The 20,057-nt window shown below is 65.1% G+C and carries 14 protein-coding genes; 10 read left to right on the top strand and 4 right to left on the bottom strand.

The features are described 5' to 3' along the window. The first annotated feature begins 80 nt into the window (after positions 1–80). From ACVIYL_RS41005 to ACVIYL_RS40970, 8 genes are all read left to right on the top strand, one after another. Entirely contained in the window at positions 81–1,565 is a 1,485-nt protein-coding gene (locus tag ACVIYL_RS41005; protein ID WP_456781268.1) for an aldehyde dehydrogenase family protein, read from the top strand. A 266-nt stretch (positions 1,566–1,831) separates the two neighbouring features. Further along, a complete protein-coding gene (locus ACVIYL_RS41000; RefSeq protein ID WP_456781267.1) occupies positions 1,832–2,671 on the top strand; it encodes an aldo/keto reductase in 840 nt (279 codons plus the stop codon). A gap of 275 nt (positions 2,672–2,946) precedes the next feature. Continuing rightward, positions 2,947–3,891, top strand: coding sequence for a DMT family transporter (locus ACVIYL_RS40995; RefSeq protein ID WP_253590479.1), 945 nt, complete (start codon positions 2,947–2,949; stop codon positions 3,889–3,891). A gap of 246 nt (positions 3,892–4,137) precedes the next feature. After that, positions 4,138–8,025 carry an autotransporter domain-containing protein gene (locus tag ACVIYL_RS40990; RefSeq protein WP_456781266.1) on the top strand — a complete coding sequence of 1,296 codons (3,888 nt, stop codon included), beginning with the start codon at positions 4,138–4,140 and terminating at the stop codon, positions 8,023–8,025. Between the two features lie 117 nt (positions 8,026–8,142). Continuing rightward, complete coding sequence (locus ACVIYL_RS40985; RefSeq protein ID WP_456781265.1) at positions 8,143–9,225, top strand: zinc-binding dehydrogenase; 1,083 nt, start codon at positions 8,143–8,145, stop codon at positions 9,223–9,225. Between the two features lie 107 nt (positions 9,226–9,332). After that, a complete protein-coding gene (locus ACVIYL_RS40980; protein WP_253609696.1) occupies positions 9,333–10,091 on the top strand; it encodes an SDR family NAD(P)-dependent oxidoreductase in 759 nt (252 codons plus the stop codon). 4 nt (positions 10,092–10,095) lie between these two features. Beyond that, positions 10,096–11,355, top strand: a complete 1,260-nt coding sequence (locus ACVIYL_RS40975; protein ID WP_456781264.1) for an NAD(P)/FAD-dependent oxidoreductase — start codon at positions 10,096–10,098, stop codon at positions 11,353–11,355. 58 nt (positions 11,356–11,413) lie between these two features. Next, positions 11,414–12,082, top strand: coding sequence for an amino acid ABC transporter permease (locus tag ACVIYL_RS40970; RefSeq protein ID WP_016839817.1), 669 nt, complete (start codon positions 11,414–11,416; stop codon positions 12,080–12,082). A 163-nt stretch (positions 12,083–12,245) separates the two neighbouring features. Here ACVIYL_RS40970 and ACVIYL_RS40965 read toward each other — a convergent pair whose 3' ends face one another. From ACVIYL_RS40965 to ppk2, 3 genes are all read right to left on the bottom strand, one after another. Beyond that, positions 12,246–13,124, bottom strand: coding sequence for a transporter substrate-binding domain-containing protein (locus tag ACVIYL_RS40965; protein ID WP_028331874.1), 879 nt, complete (start codon positions 13,122–13,124; stop codon positions 12,246–12,248). A 188-nt stretch (positions 13,125–13,312) separates the two neighbouring features. Further along, entirely contained in the window at positions 13,313–13,735 is a 423-nt protein-coding gene (locus ACVIYL_RS40960; protein ID WP_028331873.1) for a DUF6294 family protein, read from the bottom strand. Between the two features lie 339 nt (positions 13,736–14,074). Then, complete coding sequence (ppk2, locus tag ACVIYL_RS40955) at positions 14,075–15,022, bottom strand: polyphosphate kinase 2 (protein ID WP_456781263.1); 948 nt, start codon at positions 15,020–15,022, stop codon at positions 14,075–14,077. A 148-nt stretch (positions 15,023–15,170) separates the two neighbouring features. Between ppk2 and ACVIYL_RS40950 the strand changes: the two genes are divergently transcribed. Beyond that, a complete protein-coding gene (locus ACVIYL_RS40950; RefSeq protein ID WP_456781262.1) occupies positions 15,171–16,343 on the top strand; it encodes a fumarylacetoacetate hydrolase family protein in 1,173 nt (390 codons plus the stop codon). A gap of 731 nt (positions 16,344–17,074) precedes the next feature. On the opposite strand, the gene ACVIYL_RS40945 is transcribed toward ACVIYL_RS40950, so the two are convergent. After that, positions 17,075–17,536: an Lrp/AsnC family transcriptional regulator gene (locus ACVIYL_RS40945; RefSeq protein ID WP_016841346.1), complete on the bottom strand. Its 462-nt coding sequence runs from the start codon at positions 17,534–17,536 to the stop codon at positions 17,075–17,077. Positions 17,537–17,667: 131 nt separating this feature from the next. Here ACVIYL_RS40945 and ACVIYL_RS40940 point away from each other — a divergent pair, with 131 nt between their 5' ends. Then, positions 17,668–20,034, top strand: coding sequence for a transketolase (locus ACVIYL_RS40940; RefSeq protein ID WP_076827006.1), 2,367 nt, complete (start codon positions 17,668–17,670; stop codon positions 20,032–20,034). The last annotated feature ends 23 nt before the right edge of the window (positions 20,035–20,057 follow it).

Here is a 20,057-nt window from a genome sequence, read left to right as displayed (position 1 = left end):
CATGCCAATAGGCACAAGATATCATATTTACTGCTGATCAGAGCCTCCTAGGTTGAGTGACAACACCAGGAGGAAATATGATGTCCGTTGCATATGACTATGAGCGTGACGCCCGCCGCGCCCCGACCATCAGGGACGAACTGCTGCTGATCGATGGCGCCCGCGTCCGTTCGTTGTCCGGAAATACCTTCAAGTCGCTCAATCCCGCCACCGAGCAGGTGATCGCTACGATTGCCGAAGGCAATGAGGCCGATGTCGACCGTGCCGTGGCGGCTGCCCGCCGCGCCTTCGAGGGGCAGTGGCGCACCATGCGCGCGGCCGAACGTGGCCACATCCTGCTCCGATGGGCTGAGCTGCTGAAGCAGCATGCCGACGAGATTGTCGCGCTCGAAAGCCTCGATGCCGGCAAGCCGATTGCGGGTGTGCTGCGCCAGGATTTTCCCGCCGCCATCGACACGCTGACCTATTACGCCGGCTGGGCCGACAAGATCAGCGGCGATGTGGTCTCGGCGCGCGACGACGCGCTGACCTATACGGTGCGCGAGCCGGTCGGCGTGGTCGCCGCGATCGTGCCGTGGAATTTCCCGCTGATGATCGGCATGTGGAAGCTCGCGCCGGCTCTCGCCTGCGGCTGCACGGTGGTGATGAAGCCGGCCGAGCTGACCTCGTTGTCGGCGCTGCGCATCGGCGAGCTCGCGCTCGAGGCCGGTTTGCCGAAGGGTGTGCTGAACATTGTGACCGGGCCCGGCCGCGTCGTGGGCGACGCGCTGGTCAATCATCCCGATGTCGACAAGGTGACGTTCACCGGCTCGCCCGGCGTCGGCCGCGGCATCATGAAGGGCGCCGCCGGCAACTTCAAACGGGTCTCGCTCGAGCTCGGCGGCAAGTCCGCCAATGTGATCTTCGACGATGCCAATCTCGAAGCCGCTGCCAAGGCCGCGGCTGCCGGCATCTTCTTCAACGCCGGGCAGGTCTGCTCGGCCGGCTCGCGCGTGCTGGTGCAGGAGAACGCCTATGACGAGGTGGTCGAGCGTCTGGTCGCCCGCGCCGAGGCGTTGCGGATCGGCGATCCCGCCGATCGCGCCACCGCGCTCGGGCCCGTCATCTCCGAGAAGCAGATGCGCTCGATCCGCGATTATGTCGAGATCGGCAAGCATGAGGGCGCGGTACTGGCCACCGGCGGTGCGCGGGTCGGTGACCGGGGCTATTTCATCAGCCCCGCGGTGTTCGCCAATGTCGCGCACGAGATGCGCATCTCGCAGGAGGAGATCTTTGGCCCCGTCGTCAGCGTGATCAAGTTCAAGGACGAGGCCGATGCGCTGCGCATCGCCAACGGCACCGCCTACAGCCTCGCTGCCGGCGTCTGGAGCGCGGATATGGGCCGCGTGCAGCGCTTCGCCAAAAAGGCCCGCGCCGGCACGGTGTGGATCAACACCTATGGCTACACCGATGTGCGGTTGCCGTGGGGCGGCGAGCGCGATTCCGGCCTCGGCCGCGAGCACGGCACCGCCGCGCTTGACAATTTTACCGAGCCGAAGGCGGTGTGGATGAACCTCAACGTTTGATGCGCGTCGAGCGACGCGAGAGCGCGCGTCACAATACAGCTGTCGTCCCGGCGAAGGCCGGGACCCATAACCACGAATATCTGTTGTTGCACAACGGGTGGAATGACGAGTCCCGCCGACAACGACTGCTGCGGAGTATGGGTCCCGGCCTTCGCCGGGACGACGATGTGGAGACATCGCCCGGATGACGATGTGGAGACATGGTCGTCGGTATGCTTTATCGTCCTGCGCGGAGCCACAAGGGAACTACGCAGAACGAGGCGATCGTGCAGACAAAAAAATTCGGCAGAAACGGCCCGCAGGTCTCGGTGATCGGGCAGGGCACCTGGTATCTCGATCGCGGTGATCGCAAGGCGGCCGTCGCTGCGCTGAAGCGCGGTATCGATGCCGGCATGACGCATATCGACACCGCCGAGATGTATGGCGACGCCGAGCTCGTGATCGCGGATGCGATGTCCGGCCGGCGCGACGAGCTGTTCCTGGTCTCGAAGGTCTTGCCGAGCAACGCCTCGCGGCGCGGCACCATCACCGCCTGCGAGCGCTCGCTGAAGCGGCTGAAGACCGATCGCCTCGATTGCTATCTGCTGCACTGGCGCGGAACCACTCCGCTTGCCGAGACGGTCGCGGCGTTCGACGAATTGATCGCCGCGGGCAAGATCCGGTCCTGGGGCGTCAGCAATTTCGACACCGAGGATCTCGACGAACTGCTCGATGTCGCGGGTGAAGGCAAGATCGCGTGCAACCAGGTGCTCTACCATCTGCAGGAGCGCGCCATCGAGCACGCCGTGATTCCCTGGTGCGAGCAGCACGGCGTCGCCGTCGTCGCCTACTCGCCGTTCGGTCACAATGATTTTCCCTCGCCGTCGAGCAGGGCCGGCATGGTGCTGCAATCGATTGCGCAGGCGCACAAGGCAACGCCGCGCCAGGTGGCGCTGAGCTTCCTCACGCGACTGCCGTCGGTGCTCGCGATTCCGAAGGCGTCGAACGCGGAACACGCGGCGGAGAATGCGGTGGCGGGAACTCTGAAGCTCAGCGGCGACGAACTCGCCGCGCTCGATGCCGCGTTCCCGCGCGGGCCGAAGCCGCGCTCGCTGCCGATGCTCTGAACTGGAAAGTTTCGTGGCTTGGCCCCGCAATTCGCGGGATTCACGCTGTTCCGCTCCACACAGTTCTTAACAAACTGTTGCAGTTGCGGCGGCACACGGCCTGCGGCGGGCGGTCGCGCGCGCTGGTGCATATCGGAGTCCCGTTTTCGGGCATTGTTCTCGCGGCGGAATTGGCGTTTTGTAAGAGGAGCAGATTCCCCTTATTTTGCTTCGAGATTGCCGTGACACCGCCCCCCGCCGCCGTGGCCGCAAGGCTGGACAGCGTTCCCCTTTCATTGCCCGCAAAGACCGCGCCCGCTGCGACAAGCAAGGCGCCCGCCCGCACCGACCGGCCGTTCAAGGGCATCGCGCTGATCCTGCTGTCGACCGTGTTCCTGGGCACCTCCGACGTCACGGCAAAATATCTCTCCTCCACGCTGCCCTCGATCGAGATCGCCTGGATCCGCTTCCTGGTGTTTGCGATGATCATGACGCCGGCGATGCTGCCAGGCTCGCCGCTGTTCGCGCTGCGCAGCAGCCGTCCCGGCCTGCACGTCCTGCGCGGCGCCGCGCTGCTCGGCTCCTCGCTGATCTTCATCACGGGGCTCGGCTTCCTGCCGATCGCCGAAGCCTCCGCCACCAGCTTCGTCTCGCCGCTGTTCGTCACCGCGCTGTCGATCGCTTTCCTCGGTGAGAGGGTCGGCATGCGACGCTGGATCGCGACCGCGGTCGGCCTCGCCGGCGTGTTCATCATCCTACGGCCGGGCACCAGTGCCTTCCATCCCGCCGCGATCTTTCCGATCGTCTCGGCGCTGGCGTGGGCGGCCACGTTGATCCTGACGCGCATGATGAGCGGCAGCGAGCGCCCGATCACCGTGATGACCTATTCGTCGATCGTCGGCGTCGCCATCGTCAGCGCGCTGGTGCCGTTCGTCTGGGTCACGCCGAGCTGGCACGACATCATGTTCGGCATCCTGATCGGCGTTGCGTCCACCGTCGGACAGTGGATCGTGGTGCTGGCGTTCCGCTATGGCGATGCCTCGGTGCTCGCGCCGTTCTCCTACACGCAGCTGCTGTGGGTCAGCATCCTCGGCTTCATGATCTTCGGCGAAGTGCCCGACCGTTGGACCATTCTCGGCGCCGGCTTCATCGTCGCCTCAGGCCTCTACACCGCGCATCGCGAGCGCGTCCGACGGTCGCAGCTGCTGACCGTGGCCAGCGAGCCGTCGCCGAACGCCTGAGCGTCCGGACGAAATCGTGCGTCGGTTGCGAAGCCGGCTTCAACTAGCGTTGCGCGGGTACAACAGTCGGGCCGAAATCTTTGATCTCGGATCGCTGAATCACCGGATTTCGGAAACGATCGGCAACCTCACACTTCGCCGCGTGCTAACCCTAGCCCCAAGAGCGCCGCAGAGCGTTTGGGGGGCGGGTACGTGCATTTTGGTTCGTTCTTTTTCCTGTCAGGCGGTCGGTCGTCTCGCGCTGCGATGGCCTTGGCACTCTGCGCCCTGACCAGCGCAATCGCGTTGCCGACCGGCTCGGCACAAGCGCAAAGCTACACCTGGGGCGGCACGGGCAGCTCGACGAGCACCGATGTCTACGAACTCCCGACCAACTGGTCGACCACGTCGGCCGGCGCGCCGCCGATCCTCCCGAACCAGTCAGCCATTTTCGATTCATCGGGATCGGCGACGGTCACCATCGGGCCCGGCTTGATGCTGCCGGGGTCCTGGAGCTTCACCGCCAATTCGCAATCCTACACGATCAATGGCAACCCGGTTGGCTTCAGCCTGTCCGGGCCGACCGGCGGCCTGATCAACCACGCCAACAACGGCCAGATCATCACGATCAACGCCAACCTCACCGACGGCATTGGCGGTCCGGCGATGGTGCAGCAGCTCGGCAACAGCACGCTGGTGCTCGCGGGCACCAATGCCTATTCCGGCGGCACGCTGATCTCCGCCGGAACCGTGCAGGTGACGAATGCGGATTCGGTCGGCACCGGCACCATCACGCTCAATGGCGGCACGTTCCAGATGCAGTCGCCGACGGTCTCGAGCGTCGCCTTCGCCAACAACATCGCGGTCAATGCGGCCGGCGGCACGGTCGATGCGAACGGCGCCCAGGTCAATCTCCAGGGCGTGATCGCCGACGGCGTCGGCGCCGGGGTTCTGCGCCTGATCGACTCGTCCGCGTCCGGATTCTCCAATGTGCAGCTCTCCGGCGCCAACACCTATTCCGGCGGCACGCTGGTGGTCGATACGACCGTTGTCGTCAGCAACAACAGTTCTGTCGGGTCAGGCACCGTCACGCTCGACAATGCCTCGTTTCAGGCCGACGGCCTCAGCAACCTGACCTTCGCCAACAACTTCAAGATCAATACGTCGGCCATCGGCAGCGCGATCGATGCCAATGGCGTCACGCTCACGATCGCCGGCAACATCGCCGACGGCAACGGCCCCGGCAAGCTGACCGTGCTGGATAATTCAGGCGGCCTCGGCCGCGTGGTGCTGCTCGGCACCAACACCTACACCGGCGGCACCACGATCTGCGATTGCGCGACATTGCAACTCGGCGACGCCAGCCACACCGCTTCGATCGTCGGCGAGGTCGCCGTCGACGGCAAGTTCGACATCGTGAATGCCAACACCGCGGGCATCACCAAGATCGTCAACGACGGCTTCAACGGGATCGCCACCACGACGTTCTACAATTCCGCCACGGCGTCGACGGCGACGATCGTCAACCAGAATTTCGGCATCACGGAGTTTCGCGACAGCAGCACCGCTGGCAATGCCACCGTGAGCAACACCAATGGTGCGCTCACAGTGTTCCGCGACACCAGTTCTGCCGGCAACGCCAGGTTCACCAACACCAACGGCGGCACTGTGGTGTTCGGCGACGCGTTTGGTCCTCCCGGCGGCTCCGACACCAGCACGGCCGCCAAGGCCGTGATCGACAACTCCAACGGCGGCGCCGCGGTGTTTCTGGGCCACACCAATGCAGGGCAGGCCACCATCACCAACGGCACCAATGGCGGCTCGACGCAGTTTTTCGAGTCCTCATCTGCGGCTTCGGCAACCATCGTTACGCTCGCGGGCGGTCAGGTCGCCTTTTTCCAGAACAGCACGGCGGCGAACGCCAGTTTCGACAACAGCGGCGTGCTCTATTTCGGATCTGTCGGTATCAACCCGGTGGAGGCGCCGACCGCGGCCAACGCGACGATCGTCAATCGGGCAGGCGGCGTTCTCCAGTTCGATGCCTATGCCACCGCGGGCAATGCGATTATCGACAACCAGGCCGGCAGCCAACACATCTTCACGGCGTTCGCTACCGCGGGCGACGCCACCATTACCACTGAAGCCGGCAGTACCATTAAGTTCTTCAACAACGCGACCGGCGGCAACGCACAGTTCATCACCAACGGCACCGGACTGGTCGATTTCTCGCTCAGCACGGGGCTGAACGGCGACGGACGCATCACCGCGGGTTCGATCGCAGGCTCCGGCTTCTATTATATCGGCTCAGGCAACACCCTCGCCGTTGGCAGCAATAATCTCTCGACGACGCTCAGCGGCGTGCTTGCCGACTTCGATCCGTTGAACCCATTCCATATCTGTGGCTGTTTCGGCGGCGGTCGCACCGGTCCGGCGAATTTTGAAAAGACCGGCAGCGGCACGCTGACCCTGTCGGGCACCAATACCTACACCGGCACCACCGTCGTCAATGGCGGCATTCTGCAGGTCGACGGCTCGATCGCCTCGTCGAGCCTCACCACGGTGAATGCCGGCGGCGCGCTCTCCGGCATCGGCACCGTCGGCAACACGACGATTGCAAGCGGCGGCATCCTGATGCCCGGCAACGCGACACCAGGCACATCCCTGAACGTGGCGGGCAACCTCGCCTTCCAGTCGGGGGCACTGTACCTCGTCGGGCTCAATTCGACGGCGTCCACCTTGGCCAAGGTGAGCGGCAGTGCGACGCTGGCCGGATCGGTCGGCGTCAGCGTCGCCGCCGGCAGTACGATTGCCAAGCAATACACCATCCTGTCGGCGGCCGGCGGCCGCAACGGCACGTTCGCCGGTATCGATTCAACCGGGCTGCCGTCGAACCTCGTCGCGACGCTCGGCTATGACGCGAGCAACACCTATCTGAACTTCACGCTCGATTACGGCGCGAAGTCGAAGCTGAACGTCAATCAGCAGAACGTCGCCGCCACACTGCAGAACTTCTTCAACGCCAATGGCGGTATCAACGCGGTGTTCGCCGGGCTGTCGCCGGCCGGCTTGACGCAGGCCTCGGGCGAGGGCGCGACCGGTTCGCAGCAGGCGACGTTCAACGCGATGGGCCTGTTCCTCGGTCTGCTGACCGATCCGTTCGTCGCCGGGCGCGATGGTGGGTTTGGCGGCGGCGCGGGGGCGACGCCGTTCGCCGAGAAGAGCATGCCGCTCGCCTATGCGGCGCGCCAGAGCGAGCCGCGCGATGCGCTGGCCGCGATCTACACCAAGGCGCCGCCGCGGCTGGTCGATTTCGAGCAGCGCTGGAGCGTATGGGCGGCGGGCTATGGCGGCTCGCAGACCACCAGCGGCAATGCGGTGCTGGGCTCGAACAACACCAGCAGCAGCCTCTATGGCACCGCGGTTGGCGCCGACTACCGCTTCTCGCCGAACACCATTGCCGGCTTTGCGCTCGCCGGCGGCGCCACCAGCTTCAGCGTCAACGGTCTCGGCTGGGGTCGCTCCGATCTGTTCCAGGCCGGCGCATTCGTTCGCCACAGCGTCGGCGCCGCGTACTTAAGCGCGGCGCTCGCCTATGGCTGGCAGGATGTCACCACCGATCGCATCGTCACCGCGGCCGGCGCCGATCACCTGCGCGCCAACTTCAATGCCAATGCCTGGTCTGGCCGGCTCGAGGGCGGCTATCGCACTGCCACGCCGTGGATCGGGCTGACGCCTTACGCCGCGGCGCAGTTCACGAGCTTCGAGCTGCCGGCCTATGCGGAAAGCGTGGCCTCCGGCGGCGGCGCCTTCGCGCTGAATTATGCAGCGAAGAGCGTCACCGACGTCAGGAGCGAGCTCGGCCTGCGCGCCGACAAGTCGTTCGCGGTTGACGGCGGCATCTTCACGCTGCGCGGCCGCGTTGCCTGGGCGCATGACTTCAATCCGGACCGCGCCGTTGGTGCGGTGTTCCAGACGCTGCCCGGCGCGGCCTTCGTGGTCAACGGCGCGGCGCAGGCCAGCGACTCGGCGCTGACCACGGCCTCCGCCGAGCTGAAGTGGCGCAACGGTTGGTCGGCTGCCGCGACTTTCGAAGGCGAATTCTCCAACGTGACACAGTCTTACGCCGGCAAGGGCGTTATGCGCTATACGTGGTGACCCTCCGTGCTATAGCCTCCTGCGGCGAAAGCCTGTCCCGGACGTGATCCGCGACAGCATTTCGCGGGACGAAATACGCATCAAAATGAGTGGGACAAAACCCACGCGGGAGGGAATATGCGCGCAGCGATCTTCAGGAACGGCGAGATTGTCGTCGACCGGGTGCCCGAGCCGAAGCCCGGCGCCGGCCAGGTGCTGGTCAAATCGCTCGCCTGCGGCATCTGCGGTTCCGATCTGCACGCACGCAAGCATGCCCACCGCATGGTGGAGCTGAGCAAGTTCCTGCCCGGCCGCACGCCGATGGATCTGTCGCGCGACGTCGTGTTCGGCCATGAGTTCTGCTGCGAGGTCCTCGACTACGGCCCGAACACGACGCGCAAGCTGAAGCCTGGGACGAAAGTGTGCTCGCTGCCGGCGCTGCTGACGCCGGAGGGCCCGAAGGGCATCGGCTATTCCAACGATTATCTCGGCGGCTATGCCGAGCAGATGCTGCTCAGCGAGCCGCTGCTGCTCGAAGTGCCGAACGGGCTTGCGGCCGAGCACGCCGCGCTCACCGAGCCGCTTGCGGTCGGCGTGCATGCGGTGGCGATGGCCAACATCCAGGGCGGCGAGGTGCCGCTGGTGATCGGCTGCGGACCGGTCGGGCTGGCGGTGATTGCGGCGCTGAAGATCAGGGGGCTTGGACCGATCGTTGCTGCCGATTATTCGCCGGCGCGGCGCCTGCTCGCCGAGAAGATGGGCGCCGATGTGGTGGTCGATCCCGCCAAGACGCAGCCCTATGCGAGCTGGGCCGAGCACGCCCAGATGACCGACGCGGAGAAGGCGGCGCGGCCGCCGATGCAGGCGCTGCTGCCGCCGCTGAAGCCCGCGCTGATTTTCGAATGCGTCGGCGTGCCCGGCGTGCTGCAGCAGGTGTTCGAGGGCGCCCCGCGCAGCGCCCGTGTCGTCGTGGTCGGCGTCTGCATGGAGACCGACAAGTCCGAGCCGATGCTCGGCATCATCAAGGAGCTCAACGTCCAATATGTGCTCGGCTACACGCCCGAGGAATTCGCCTATTCGCTGCGCCTGATCGCGGAAGGCCAGGTCGATGCCGCATCGCTGGTCACCGGCCGCGTCGGCATCGATGGCGTCGCGCAGGCGTTTGCCGATCTCGCCAATCCCGAGGCGCACACCAAGATCCTGGTCGAGCCGTGGCGCTGATCTGGCGTTGAACGCGGCGCTAAACTGACGGCGAGGGGCGCGGTTTGCATTTCGTGACGCCGAACCTATAGTTCGCTGTCTCGTATCGCACTGACAGCACGCACCTCATGCGAATTTCGATCATCACCGGAGGCGGCTCCGGCATCGGCGCCGCAGTCGCGCGCCGGCTCGCTGGCCCCGCTCAATCCCTGATGCTGCACGGACAGGGCACCACCGCCGTCGGCCTCGCGCGGCTGAATTCGGTTGCGGAGGAATGCCGCGGCAAGGGCGCAAGGGTCGAGGTCAGCACCGGCGATCTCGCCAAGGCCGGCGCCGGCACCGCGCTGGTCGCGGCAACGCGGGCCGCGTTCGGGCCGATCGACAGCATCGTGCACGCCGCGGGCTTTGCCGACCGGCGCGAGTTCGCCGGCCTGCCGCGCGAGGCGCTGGAGCGCGCCTTCGCGGTGATGGCGGCGGCCTTCCATGAAATCGCGGCGGCGGCGCTGTCCGACCTCACGCGCAGCGCGCAAGGCCGCGTCGTCGCGGTGTCGAGCTTCGGGCCGCATCGCTTTGTGCCCGGCGCCACCTATCCGGCATCGGCCGCCGCGAAGGCCGCGCTCGAGGTGCTGGTGAAGTCGCTCGCGATCGAGCTCGCCGCGTCAGGCGCCACCGCCAACGCCGTGATGCCGGGCTACACCCGCAAGGATCCCGGCCTGTTCGGCGCGCTTGATACCGCGACCTGGGAGAGCGTCGCAAAAGCCAATCCGATGCAGCGGCTGGCCGAGGCCGACGAGGTCGCGGCCGTCGTCGCCTTCCTGCTGTCGCCGGAAGCAAGCCACGTCACCGGCGCGACGCTGCCGGTCGATGGCGGCCTGACCTTGATGTGACGCCATGAGCGAGGGCGAACCAACAGAGCAGGTCGATGTTGCGGTGCTCGGTGCCGGCATGGTCGGCGTCTCGGCGGGCCTCGCCGCGCAACAGCGCGGGCTCTCCGTCGTCGTCATCGATCGCCGCGAGCCCGGCAGCGAAACCTCCTACGGCAATGCCGGCATCATCTCCTCGGGCTCGATCCTGCCGCTCAATACGCCGTCGCTGCTGAAGAACCTGCCGAAATATCTGACCAACGCGCATCCGGCGTTGCGCTGGAACATTGCGTGGGCGCTCGCCAATGCCGGCTGGGTGATGCGCTTCCTCGCGGCGGCAACGCCGTCGCAGACCAAACCGCGCGCCGCCGCGCTGCACGGCCTGATCGGGACCTCGCTGAAGCTGCATCGCGACTGGATCGTGCTGGCCGGCGCCAGCCATCGCATCCGCGAGACCGGCTGGCTCAAGGCCTGGCGCAGCGACGGGCTCGCCGCCGCCCAGGCCGAGCAGGCAGCGCTCGCCGAGTTCGGCATCCGGAGCGAGGTGCTTGATCGGCAGGCGATCTCCGCGCTCGAGCCCAACATCATTCCTGCCTATAGCGTCGGCCTGCTGCATACGCAGACGGCATCGGTCGATTCACCCGGCGCAGTGGTCAAGGCCTACGCGCAGATGTTCGCCGCTGGCGGGGGCACGATCAGGCAATCCGGAATCCGGCGGATCGAGCCGCACGGCGACGGCTGGCGCGTGCAGCTCGCCGACGGCGAGATCGCCGCGCGCCATGTCGTGGTCGCGCTCGGGCCGTGGTCGGCCGAGCTGCTGCAGCCGCTCGGCTATCGCGTGCCGCTGGCGTTCGAGCGCGGCTATCATCAGCATTTCGTGCCGAACCCGGCACGCAAATTGCTGCGGCCGATCCATGATGCGGAGGGCGGCTTTCTGATGACGTCGATGGAGCAGGGCGTTCGCGTCACCAGCGGCGTCGAGCTCACCACGCGCGACGCGCCGTCGAATTTTTCGCAGCTCGAGGCGGTGGTGCCGATGGCGCGCAGCGTAGTCGAATTTGGCGATGCGGTCGGCGAGCGCTGGCGCGGCGCGCGGCCGACGCTGCCCGACAGCCTGCCGATGATCGGCGAGGCGCCGCGACATCGCGGGCTCTGGCTCGCCTTCGGCAACCAGCATATCGGCTTCACCACCGGCCCCGGAACGGGCGCCGCAATTGCGGCGATGATCGCGGGCGATGCGCCGCCGTTCGAGGTCAAGGCATTTTCGCCCGCCCGGTATATCGCGTGACTCGCGCGAGGCCGCCTGCAATGTTTGGCGATCAAGCGCGCGGCAACCGAGGGGCAGGATGAACTACGTCTGGGATTTCGGCATCCTTGCCAAATACAGCCATCTGTTCTGGCTCGGGCTCGGCTGGACCATCGCCTACACCATCGGCACCATCATCCTCGGGACCCTGATCGGCTTGATCGTCGGCATGCTGCGGCTGCGGCGCATTCCCGTGATCGACTGGCTCCTGATCGCCTATATCGAATTGTTCCGCTGCACGCCGCTGCTGGTGCAGATCATCTGGTTCTACTACGCGTTTCCGGTCGTGATCGGCGTCAACATCCCGGCGCATGTCGCCGCCGTCAGCGTGCTCTCGCTCTATGGCGGCGCGTTCTATGCCGAGATCGTGCGCGGCTCGATCGAGAGCGTGCCGGTCGGGCAGTGGGACGCGGCGAAGGCGCTCGGCTTCCGCGGCTGGCGCCTGATGCGGCTCGTGATCCTGCCGCAGGCGCTGAAGCCGATGATGGCGCCCTATGTCAACCAGTCGGTCACGCAGCTCAAGAACACCTCGCTGGTCTCGATCATCGCGGTACCCGATCTCGTCTACAACGCGACCTTGATCAACGCCGACACCTACCGGCCGCTCGAGGTCTACACCATCGTGGCGCTGATCTATTTCGCGATCCTGTTCCCGTCGACGCTGGTGGCCAGGCGGCTGGAGCGCGGGCTGACCTACGACAAGGTGTGAGTTGCTTGACCTCTCCCGCTTGCGGGGGAGGTCGGATCGCATCGTTAGATGCGATCCGGGTGGGGGCTCTCTCCATACATAGGGTGTCGCTTGTGGCGACACCCCCACCCCGGCCCTCCCCCGCAAGCGGGCGAGGGAGATCACTGCCGTCTCGGCAATCGCCTCAAATACTCAACTCCACCGGCACATCCTCGGGCTTGACGCCGGCGAGGCCGAGGCCCTTCACGAACCATTCGCGCATCTGGCCGATGCCGCGGTTGTAGTCGATCCACACCGAAAGGAAATCGCGCCAGCGCTTGTCGGCTTCGCGCCGTACCGCCGTGCCGCTCGCGATCGTCACCGACGGCGAGGCCAGGATCTTGTAGGTGCCGAGGTTCGGGTTCTTGGCGATCGCGGTCAGCCCGAGCACCAGCGCGTTGACCACGCAGTCGACGCGGCCCGACGACATTTCCAGCATCACCTCATCGCGCGACTTCAGCGACTTGATGGTGGCGTTCGGCGCGAAGCGGCGCGCCACCGCCTCGTTGGCCGAGCCGACGTCGACTGCGATCTTGACCTCGGGCTTGTTGATGTCGGCCCAGGTCTTGGCTTCCAGCCCCTTCTTCAGCATCGCGCCGAACGGATGCGGGAACACCAGATTGGTGAAATCGACCACCAGCGCGCGCTGCGGCGTCGGGTTGAGCGCGAAGCCGAGATCGATCTTGTTGGCCTGCAGATCAAGGATTGAATTGCCGTAGGTAGATTCGACGTATTCCAGCTTGACGTCGAGCAGTTTGGCCAGATCGTTGGCCATCTCGATCGAGAAGCCGGACCAGGTGCCCGAGGCGAGGTCCTTGTTGAAATAGGGCAGCTCGCCCGGCAGCACCGCGATCCGCAGCACCTTGTTGGCCCGGATGCGATCCAGCGTGTTGTCGGCTGGCGTCTGCGCCGAGGCCGGCGTTGCCATCGCGGCCGCGAGCGCCGCGCCGCTGCCGATCCCGAGCGCATAGCGCAGCGCGTCACGGCGATCTTCGGAGATTTTGATGTCGTCGGATTGAGTCAAGCGGGCCTCCCTGCACCAGATCGGGGGAAGCCTAGCGTCGGTATCCGGTGCCAGCAAGTGCGCGCGTCTGCACTGCGCGCGTCTGCACCATTGGTAGGCAAGGCGAGGGCGCGGTCGCCTACGTGCCGGACTTCACCTCTCCCGCTTGTGGGGGAGGTCGAATAAGCCGCGAACCGCGCCCTTAGGGGTTAGCAACGATAGGTCATGTTCGCCCCTGTGACCGAAGAAAAGAAAACGGCGGGGAAGCTCAGTTCGGCTACCCAATCGAGCACTTGGTTGTCTGTCTGGGTTTCTGGACTTGAAAGGTGTGGAAATTGAAAAAGCACCGTCCCGTGAATGTCCAAAAGAACGAGACGATCGATAACCCAAACATCACCGTCGTCGGTCGAGAAAAATTTTGCCAGCAATTCTGCTGTTCCGTCAGAACGAAGCCTGAGAGTGGGGCCGTTGTTCAGGGTGCCGTTCAAGAAGCCGGACAGCTTGCAATCGCCGTAACGGATAGGCGCGCTCCAACTGAGGTCAAGGGTTTGGATGGCATGTGTCGCAACACCCTTATAGCTTTCTGGCTGGTCGGTCGCCGAGCTTTTGCTTTCAAGATGTTCTTTCAACATAGCGTACGCCTCCTTCTGGCCCGCGAATTGCGAGCAACCTCTGGTTTAGAGGGAGGGCGCAAAAGGACCAGTGAGCTGCCTCACAATCTCCAATCGCGATTTAGTGATCCTCCCCCGTAAGCGTAGGGCAATCGCATATGGCGGTTTGAGGCGATCGGAGTTCCCACAAACTCGTCATGACCGGGCTTGTCCCGAGCATCCACGTCTTCGTTTCCACGCGAAGAAAAGACGTGGATGGCCGGGACAAGCCCGGCCATGACGGCGCGGAAGAATCGGTTCATTCCATATGCGATTGCCCTGCCCGTAAGGGGGGAGGACAGAGCGTGCTCGTGCCCAGAATCAATATCGTCCGGGCACGTACATCTCCTGCGGGATCGGGCCGCGGTGATAGTCCGGGTTGCGCACCCGCGGCGGCAGCACCACCGGCTGGTGGGTGACCGCCTGATAGGGGATCTGGCTCAATAGATGCGAGATGCAGTTGAGCCGTGCGCGCTTCTTGTCGACGGCATCGACGATCCACCACGGCGAGTCCTGCAGGTGCGTGCGTTCAAGCATCGTTTCCTTCGCCTTGGTGTAGAGCTCCCAGCGGGTCCGCGCCTCGACGTCCATCGGGCTCAGCTTCCACTGCTTCAGCGGATCCTGGATCCGCATCGAGAAGCGGAACGCCTGTTCCTCGTCGGTGATCGAGAACCAGTATTTCAGGAGGACGGTGCCGGAGCGGATCAGCATGCGCTCGAATTCCGGCACCGAGTTGAAGAATTCCTCATACTGCTCGTCGCTGCAGAACCCCATCACCTTCTCGACGCCGGCGCGGTTGTACCAGCTGCGGTCGAACAGCACGATCTCGCCGCCGGCCGGCAGATGCGAGACATAGCGCTGGAAGTACCATTGCGTGCGCTCGCGCTCGTTGGGCGCCGGCAGCGCCGCGATCCGGCAGACCCGCGGATTGAGCCGCTGGGTGATGCGCTTGATCACGCCGCCCTTGCCGGCGGAATCGCGGCCCTCGAACAGCACGACGACCTTTTTCTTCTCGTGCTGCACCCAGTCCTGCAGCTTGACCAGCTCGCCCTGCAGCCGCAGCAATTCGCGGAAATAGAACTTGCGGTCGATCGACGGCCTGCCGGCGGCGCCGTCATGGTCGAGCTCGTCGAGCCTCATGTCGTCGAGCTCGAGCTCGAGTTCCTCGTCGAGGCTGTCGGCCATCTCCTGATGGATGCGGGCGCGCAAGGCTTCGTCCCGCAAGGCTTCATCCCGGGAGGCTTCGTCGGTGAGGGCGGAGGTCGTCATGAAGGTCCGTCTTTCAGTGTGTTAGATGGATCGGACGGCAGCATTGACGGGCGATGTTACCCCTCTATGACAATGCCGTGACCGCTGTTTCACGCCGCCGGGCGGACTGTGCTAACAAGCCGACAAAACCAAAAAGGGAGATGTGCCGATGATTTCACTCACGCCAAAAGACGTCCTGCCGGAGGACGGCACCGCCGGCACGCTGGTCGGGCGGGTCTGGCTGCCGCAGGCCGGCGGGCCGGCCGTCGTCGCGGTGCGGGCGGACGGTGTGTTCGACGTCACGGCGCGGTTCCCGACGGTGAGCGCGCTTTGCGAGGAAAGCGATCCCGCGGCTGCGCTGCGCGCCACGCGCGGCGAGCGGATCGACGATTTCGAGGCGATCCTCGCCAACACCCCGCCCGACGGCCGCGACAAGACCAGGCCGCATCTGCTGGCGCCGGTCGATCTCCAGGTGCTGAAGGCCGCCGGCGTCACCTTCGCGATCTCGATGCTGGAGCGCGTGATCGAGGAGCGGGCGCGCGGCAATCCGTCCTCGGCGGACGCGATCCGCAAGGAAGTGGTGCGCCTGGTCGGCGACGATCTCTCCAAGCTGAAGCCCGGCTCCGAGCAGGCGATGAAACTGAAGCAGGTGCTGATCGATCAGAATGCCTGGAGCCAGTATCTCGAGGTCGGCATCGGTCCCGACGCCGAAGTGTTCACCAAGGCGCCGACGCTGTCCTCGGTCGGATCAGGCATGGATGCCGGGCTGCATCCGAAGTCGACCTGGAATAATCCGGAGCCGGAGGTCGTGCTTGTTGTCTCCGCCGCCGGCAAGATCGTCGGCGCCGCGCTGGGCAACGACGTCAATCTGCGCGACTTCGAGGGGCGCTCGGCGCTCTTGCTGTCGAAGGCCAAGGACAACAACGCGTCCTGCGCGATCGGCCCGCTGTTCCGGCTGTTCGACCAGACCTTCTCGCTCGACGATGTCAGGAAGATGGATGTCGGCCTGACCGTGACTGGCGCAGACGGCTTCGTGCTCGAGGGCCATTCCTCGATCAGCAAGATCAGCCGCGACCCGACCGATCTGGTCGCCCAGACCATCGGCCCCGTGCATCAATATCCTGATGGATTTGCGCTGTTCCTCGGCACGATGTTCGCGCCGGTCAAGGATCGCGATGCCAAGGGCGAGGGCTTTACCCACAAGCGCGACGACATCGTGACCATCGCCGCACCACAGCTCGGCAAGCTGGTCAACCGGATGCGCAATAGCGACGAATGCGAGCCCTGGACCTTCGGCGTCGGTGCGCTGATGACGAACCTCGCACAGCGCAAGGTGCTGTGAGGATCAGGACGGGACGGCGAGTCCACTACCTCGGCCGTTTCGTCGGCCATGTGTGGCCTGTCGCGTGGCGGCAGGTCGGCGCTGCGCCCGCAATCCGGTGACGTTCAGCCGCCTCTTGCAGCGCGTTGAACGACGATGATGGTGACTGTGCCAAAGCGGCGGCGTTGCCGAACATGTTCAGAAACCTGCGCGGCAGATCGACCGTGTGGCGCAACTTGCGCGCGCTAAAACACGCGGAATTTGCCGCTTTTTCCTAGCTTTATGTGAACCAGTTCATCCTCGTTCGCGCCGGTCCGCTCCAGCATATTGGCTCGACGCGAACAGAAGGAGTCGCGGACATGAGCGAGCAGCCATCAAACGGAATGCCCGATTGGCTCACCACCGATATGCTGGTCATTGCCGTCTCACTGGCCATCATCGTGATTGGGATATGGATCGCGCCGTAGCCTGGTCGTCGCGGCGAGGAGCCGGCCAGAGCGCCAGCGCCAATCACTGAGTTGCCCGACGGCGCAAGCCTCCTTTGCAAAACGGAACGAGACGCAAAGCTCGGACGATTCACACACTCAGTGCCGTCCCTGCGAAAGCAGGGAACCCATAACCCCAAATGCAAATTGTTAAGCGATGCTGCAACGACGAGTCCCTCTCACAACAACTGCTGCGGCGTATGGGTCCCGGCCTTCGCCGGGACGACACTGTGGGGTTGGCGCCATTCGAGTGACCAACCAACGTCCTCACACCGGCAACGCCGTCGAATACTTCACCTGGCTCAGCGCAAAGCTCGACTCGATGGAGGCGATGCCGTCGAGCCGGGTCAGCTTGTTCTTCAGGAATGCCTCATAGGAGGAGAGGTCGGCGGCGACGACGCGCAGCAGATAGTCGCGGTTGCCGGTCATCAGATAGCATTCGAGCACCTCGTCCCATTTCGAGATCGCGCGCGCGAAGCGGTTGAGGTCTTCCTCCTTCTGGCGCGCCAGCTTGATCGAGATGAAGACGGAGACGTGCAGCCCGATCGACTTCTGGTCGACGGTTGCGATGTAGCGAGAGATCACGCCGCGCTCCTCGAGCAGCTTGACCCGGCGGTGGCAAGGCGACACCGACAGCCCGACCTTGTCGGCGAGTTCCTGCATGGTCATGCGGCTGTCGGTCTGGAGCAGACTCAGGATCTTGCGGTCGATGGCATCGAGGGCAGGCATTGGGATGAACTCGTCAATTGAAGTTGGATCGTGGGAATTTATCCCAATTTTTCCTGTGCTGTCGCGTGGAATTGAGATTTTCGCCGCCGCCTGCGGCAGTAACATTCCGGCATATCGCCCGGAGCATTGCCATGGGAATCGCGCCCGAACGCCTCGACATGCTGTCCGCCCTGGCCCGCAAGGTGCTGTGGCTGTCCTCGTGGACCATCCATCACGCCAATCACGTGCGGCCCTCTACCGACGGGTTGAAGGTCGGCGGCCACCAGGCCTCGTCGGCCTCGCTCGCCAACATCATGTCGGCGCTTTATTTCTCGGTGTTGCGTCCGCAGGACCGCGTCGCGGTGAAGCCGCATGCGAGCCCGGTGTTCCACGCCATCCAGTATCTGTTCGGCCACCAGACCCGCGACAAGCTGGAGAATTTTCGCGGCTACAAGGGCGCGCAGTCCTACCCCTCGCGCACCAAGGACAGCGACGACGTCGACTTCTCGACCGGCTCGGTCGGCCTCGGCGTCGCGCAGACGCTGTTCGCCTCGCTGGTGCAGGATTACGTCAAGGCGCACGGCTGGCTGCAGGACCGGCCTGAGGGCCGCATGATCGCGCTGGTCGGCGACGCCGAGATGGACGAGGGCAACATCTTCGAGGCGTTGCTCGAGGGCTGGAAGCACGGCCTGCGCAACACCTGGTGGGTGGTCGACTACAACAGGCAGTCGCTCGACGCCGTGGTGCGCGAGGGGCTGTGGGCCAAGTTCGAGACCATGTTCCGCAACTTCGGCTGGGACGTGGTGATCGTGAAGTACGGCAAGCTGATGCTCGAGGCGTTCGCCGAGCCCGGCGGCGAGGCGCTGCGGCGCTGGATCGACAACTGCCCGAACCAGATGTACGCCGCGCTCTGCTTTCAGGGCGGCGCCGCGTTCCGCAAGCATCTGCGCGACGACATTGGCGACCAGGGTGAGGTGTCGGCGCTGATCGAGCGCCGCAGCGATGACGAGTTGCTGGCGCTGATGTCGAACCTCGGCGGCCACGATATGGCGAGCATGATCGAGGCCTTCGAGGCGATCGACCATGATCGGCCGGTCTGCTTCATCGCCTATACCATCAAGGGTGTCGGCCTGCCGATGCAGGGCCACAAGGACAACCACGCCGGCCTGATGACGGTCGCCCAGATGGAGAAGTGGCGCGCCGCGCAGAATATCCGCCCCGGCCACGAGTGGGACAAGTTCGAGGGCCTTTCGCAGGAGCCTGCGAAGCTCGAGGCCTTCCTGGCCGAGGCGCCGTTCAACCGCGAGGGGCGCCGCCGCCTGTCGGCGCCAGAAATCGACGTGCCGGAACGGCTGGCCTTCAAGGCCTCGGCGCAGATGTCGACGCAACAGGGTTTTGGTCTCGTGCTGCACGAACTGGCGCGCGGCGATAGCGAACTCGCCTCGCGCATCGTCACCGCATCGCCCGATGTCACCGTGTCGACCAATCTCGGCGCCTGGGTCAACCGCCGCGGCCTGTTCGCGAAGGCGGAGAACCACGACTTGTTCCGGCAGGAGAAGATCCCGTCCGCCTACACCTGGGAATATTCGCCGAAGGGACAGCACCTCGAGCTCGGCATCGCCGAGATGAATCTGTTCATCATGCTGTCGGCGCTCGGCCTGTCGCACCAGATCAACGGCGCGCGGCTGTTGCCGGTCGGCACGCTGTACGATCCCTTCATCGAACGCGGCCTCGATGCGCTGAACTATGCCTGCTACCAGGATGCCCGCTTCATGGTGGCGGCGACGCCGTCGGGCATCTCGCTGGCGCCGGAAGGCGGCGCGCATCAGTCGATCAAGACGCCCTTGATCGGGATCGGGCAGGACGGGCTCGCCTCGTTCGATCCGGCCTTCGTCGATGAACTTGCCGTGATCATGGGCTGGGGCTTTGGCCACATGCAGCGCGAGGGTGCCGAGGGTGGTTCGGTTTACTTGCGACTCTCGACCCGTACGCTGGAGCAGCCGCAACGGATCATGACCCCGGACCTGCAGCGCGACATCACCGACGGCGCCTATTGGATGCGCAAGCCGGGCCCGAACTGCGACATCGTCATTGCGTATACCGGCACCGTCGCGCCGGAGGCGATCGAGGCGGTCGGCCTGATCGGCGAGAGCCACCGCGACGTCGGTCTGCTGGCGGTCACCTCCGCCGACCGGCTCTATGCGGGTTGGTCCGCCGCGCGGAATTTGCGCCGCGACCGCCGCGGCGCGCAGCATTTGAGTCATATCGAGCGCATGCTGGCGCCGCTCGGCCGCGACTGCGGCATTGTGACCGTGATCGACGGCCATCCGGCAACGCTCGGCTGGCTCGGCAGCGTGCGCGGCCACCGTGTCGAGGCGCTCGGTGTCGAGCATTTCGGCCAGACCGGCACGATCGGCGACCTCTACCGCCACTACGGCATCGACGCCAACGCCATCATCGACGCGGCGGAAAGCGTCTCGGTCGGCGCCCCGGTGCGGCATCGCAAGATGGCGGTGTAGCATCACCGGAAGGGGAGTGCGAA

This window comes from Bradyrhizobium sp. USDA 3315, assembly GCF_054056795.1.
This window is presented reverse-complemented; position numbering and strand designations above follow the sequence as displayed.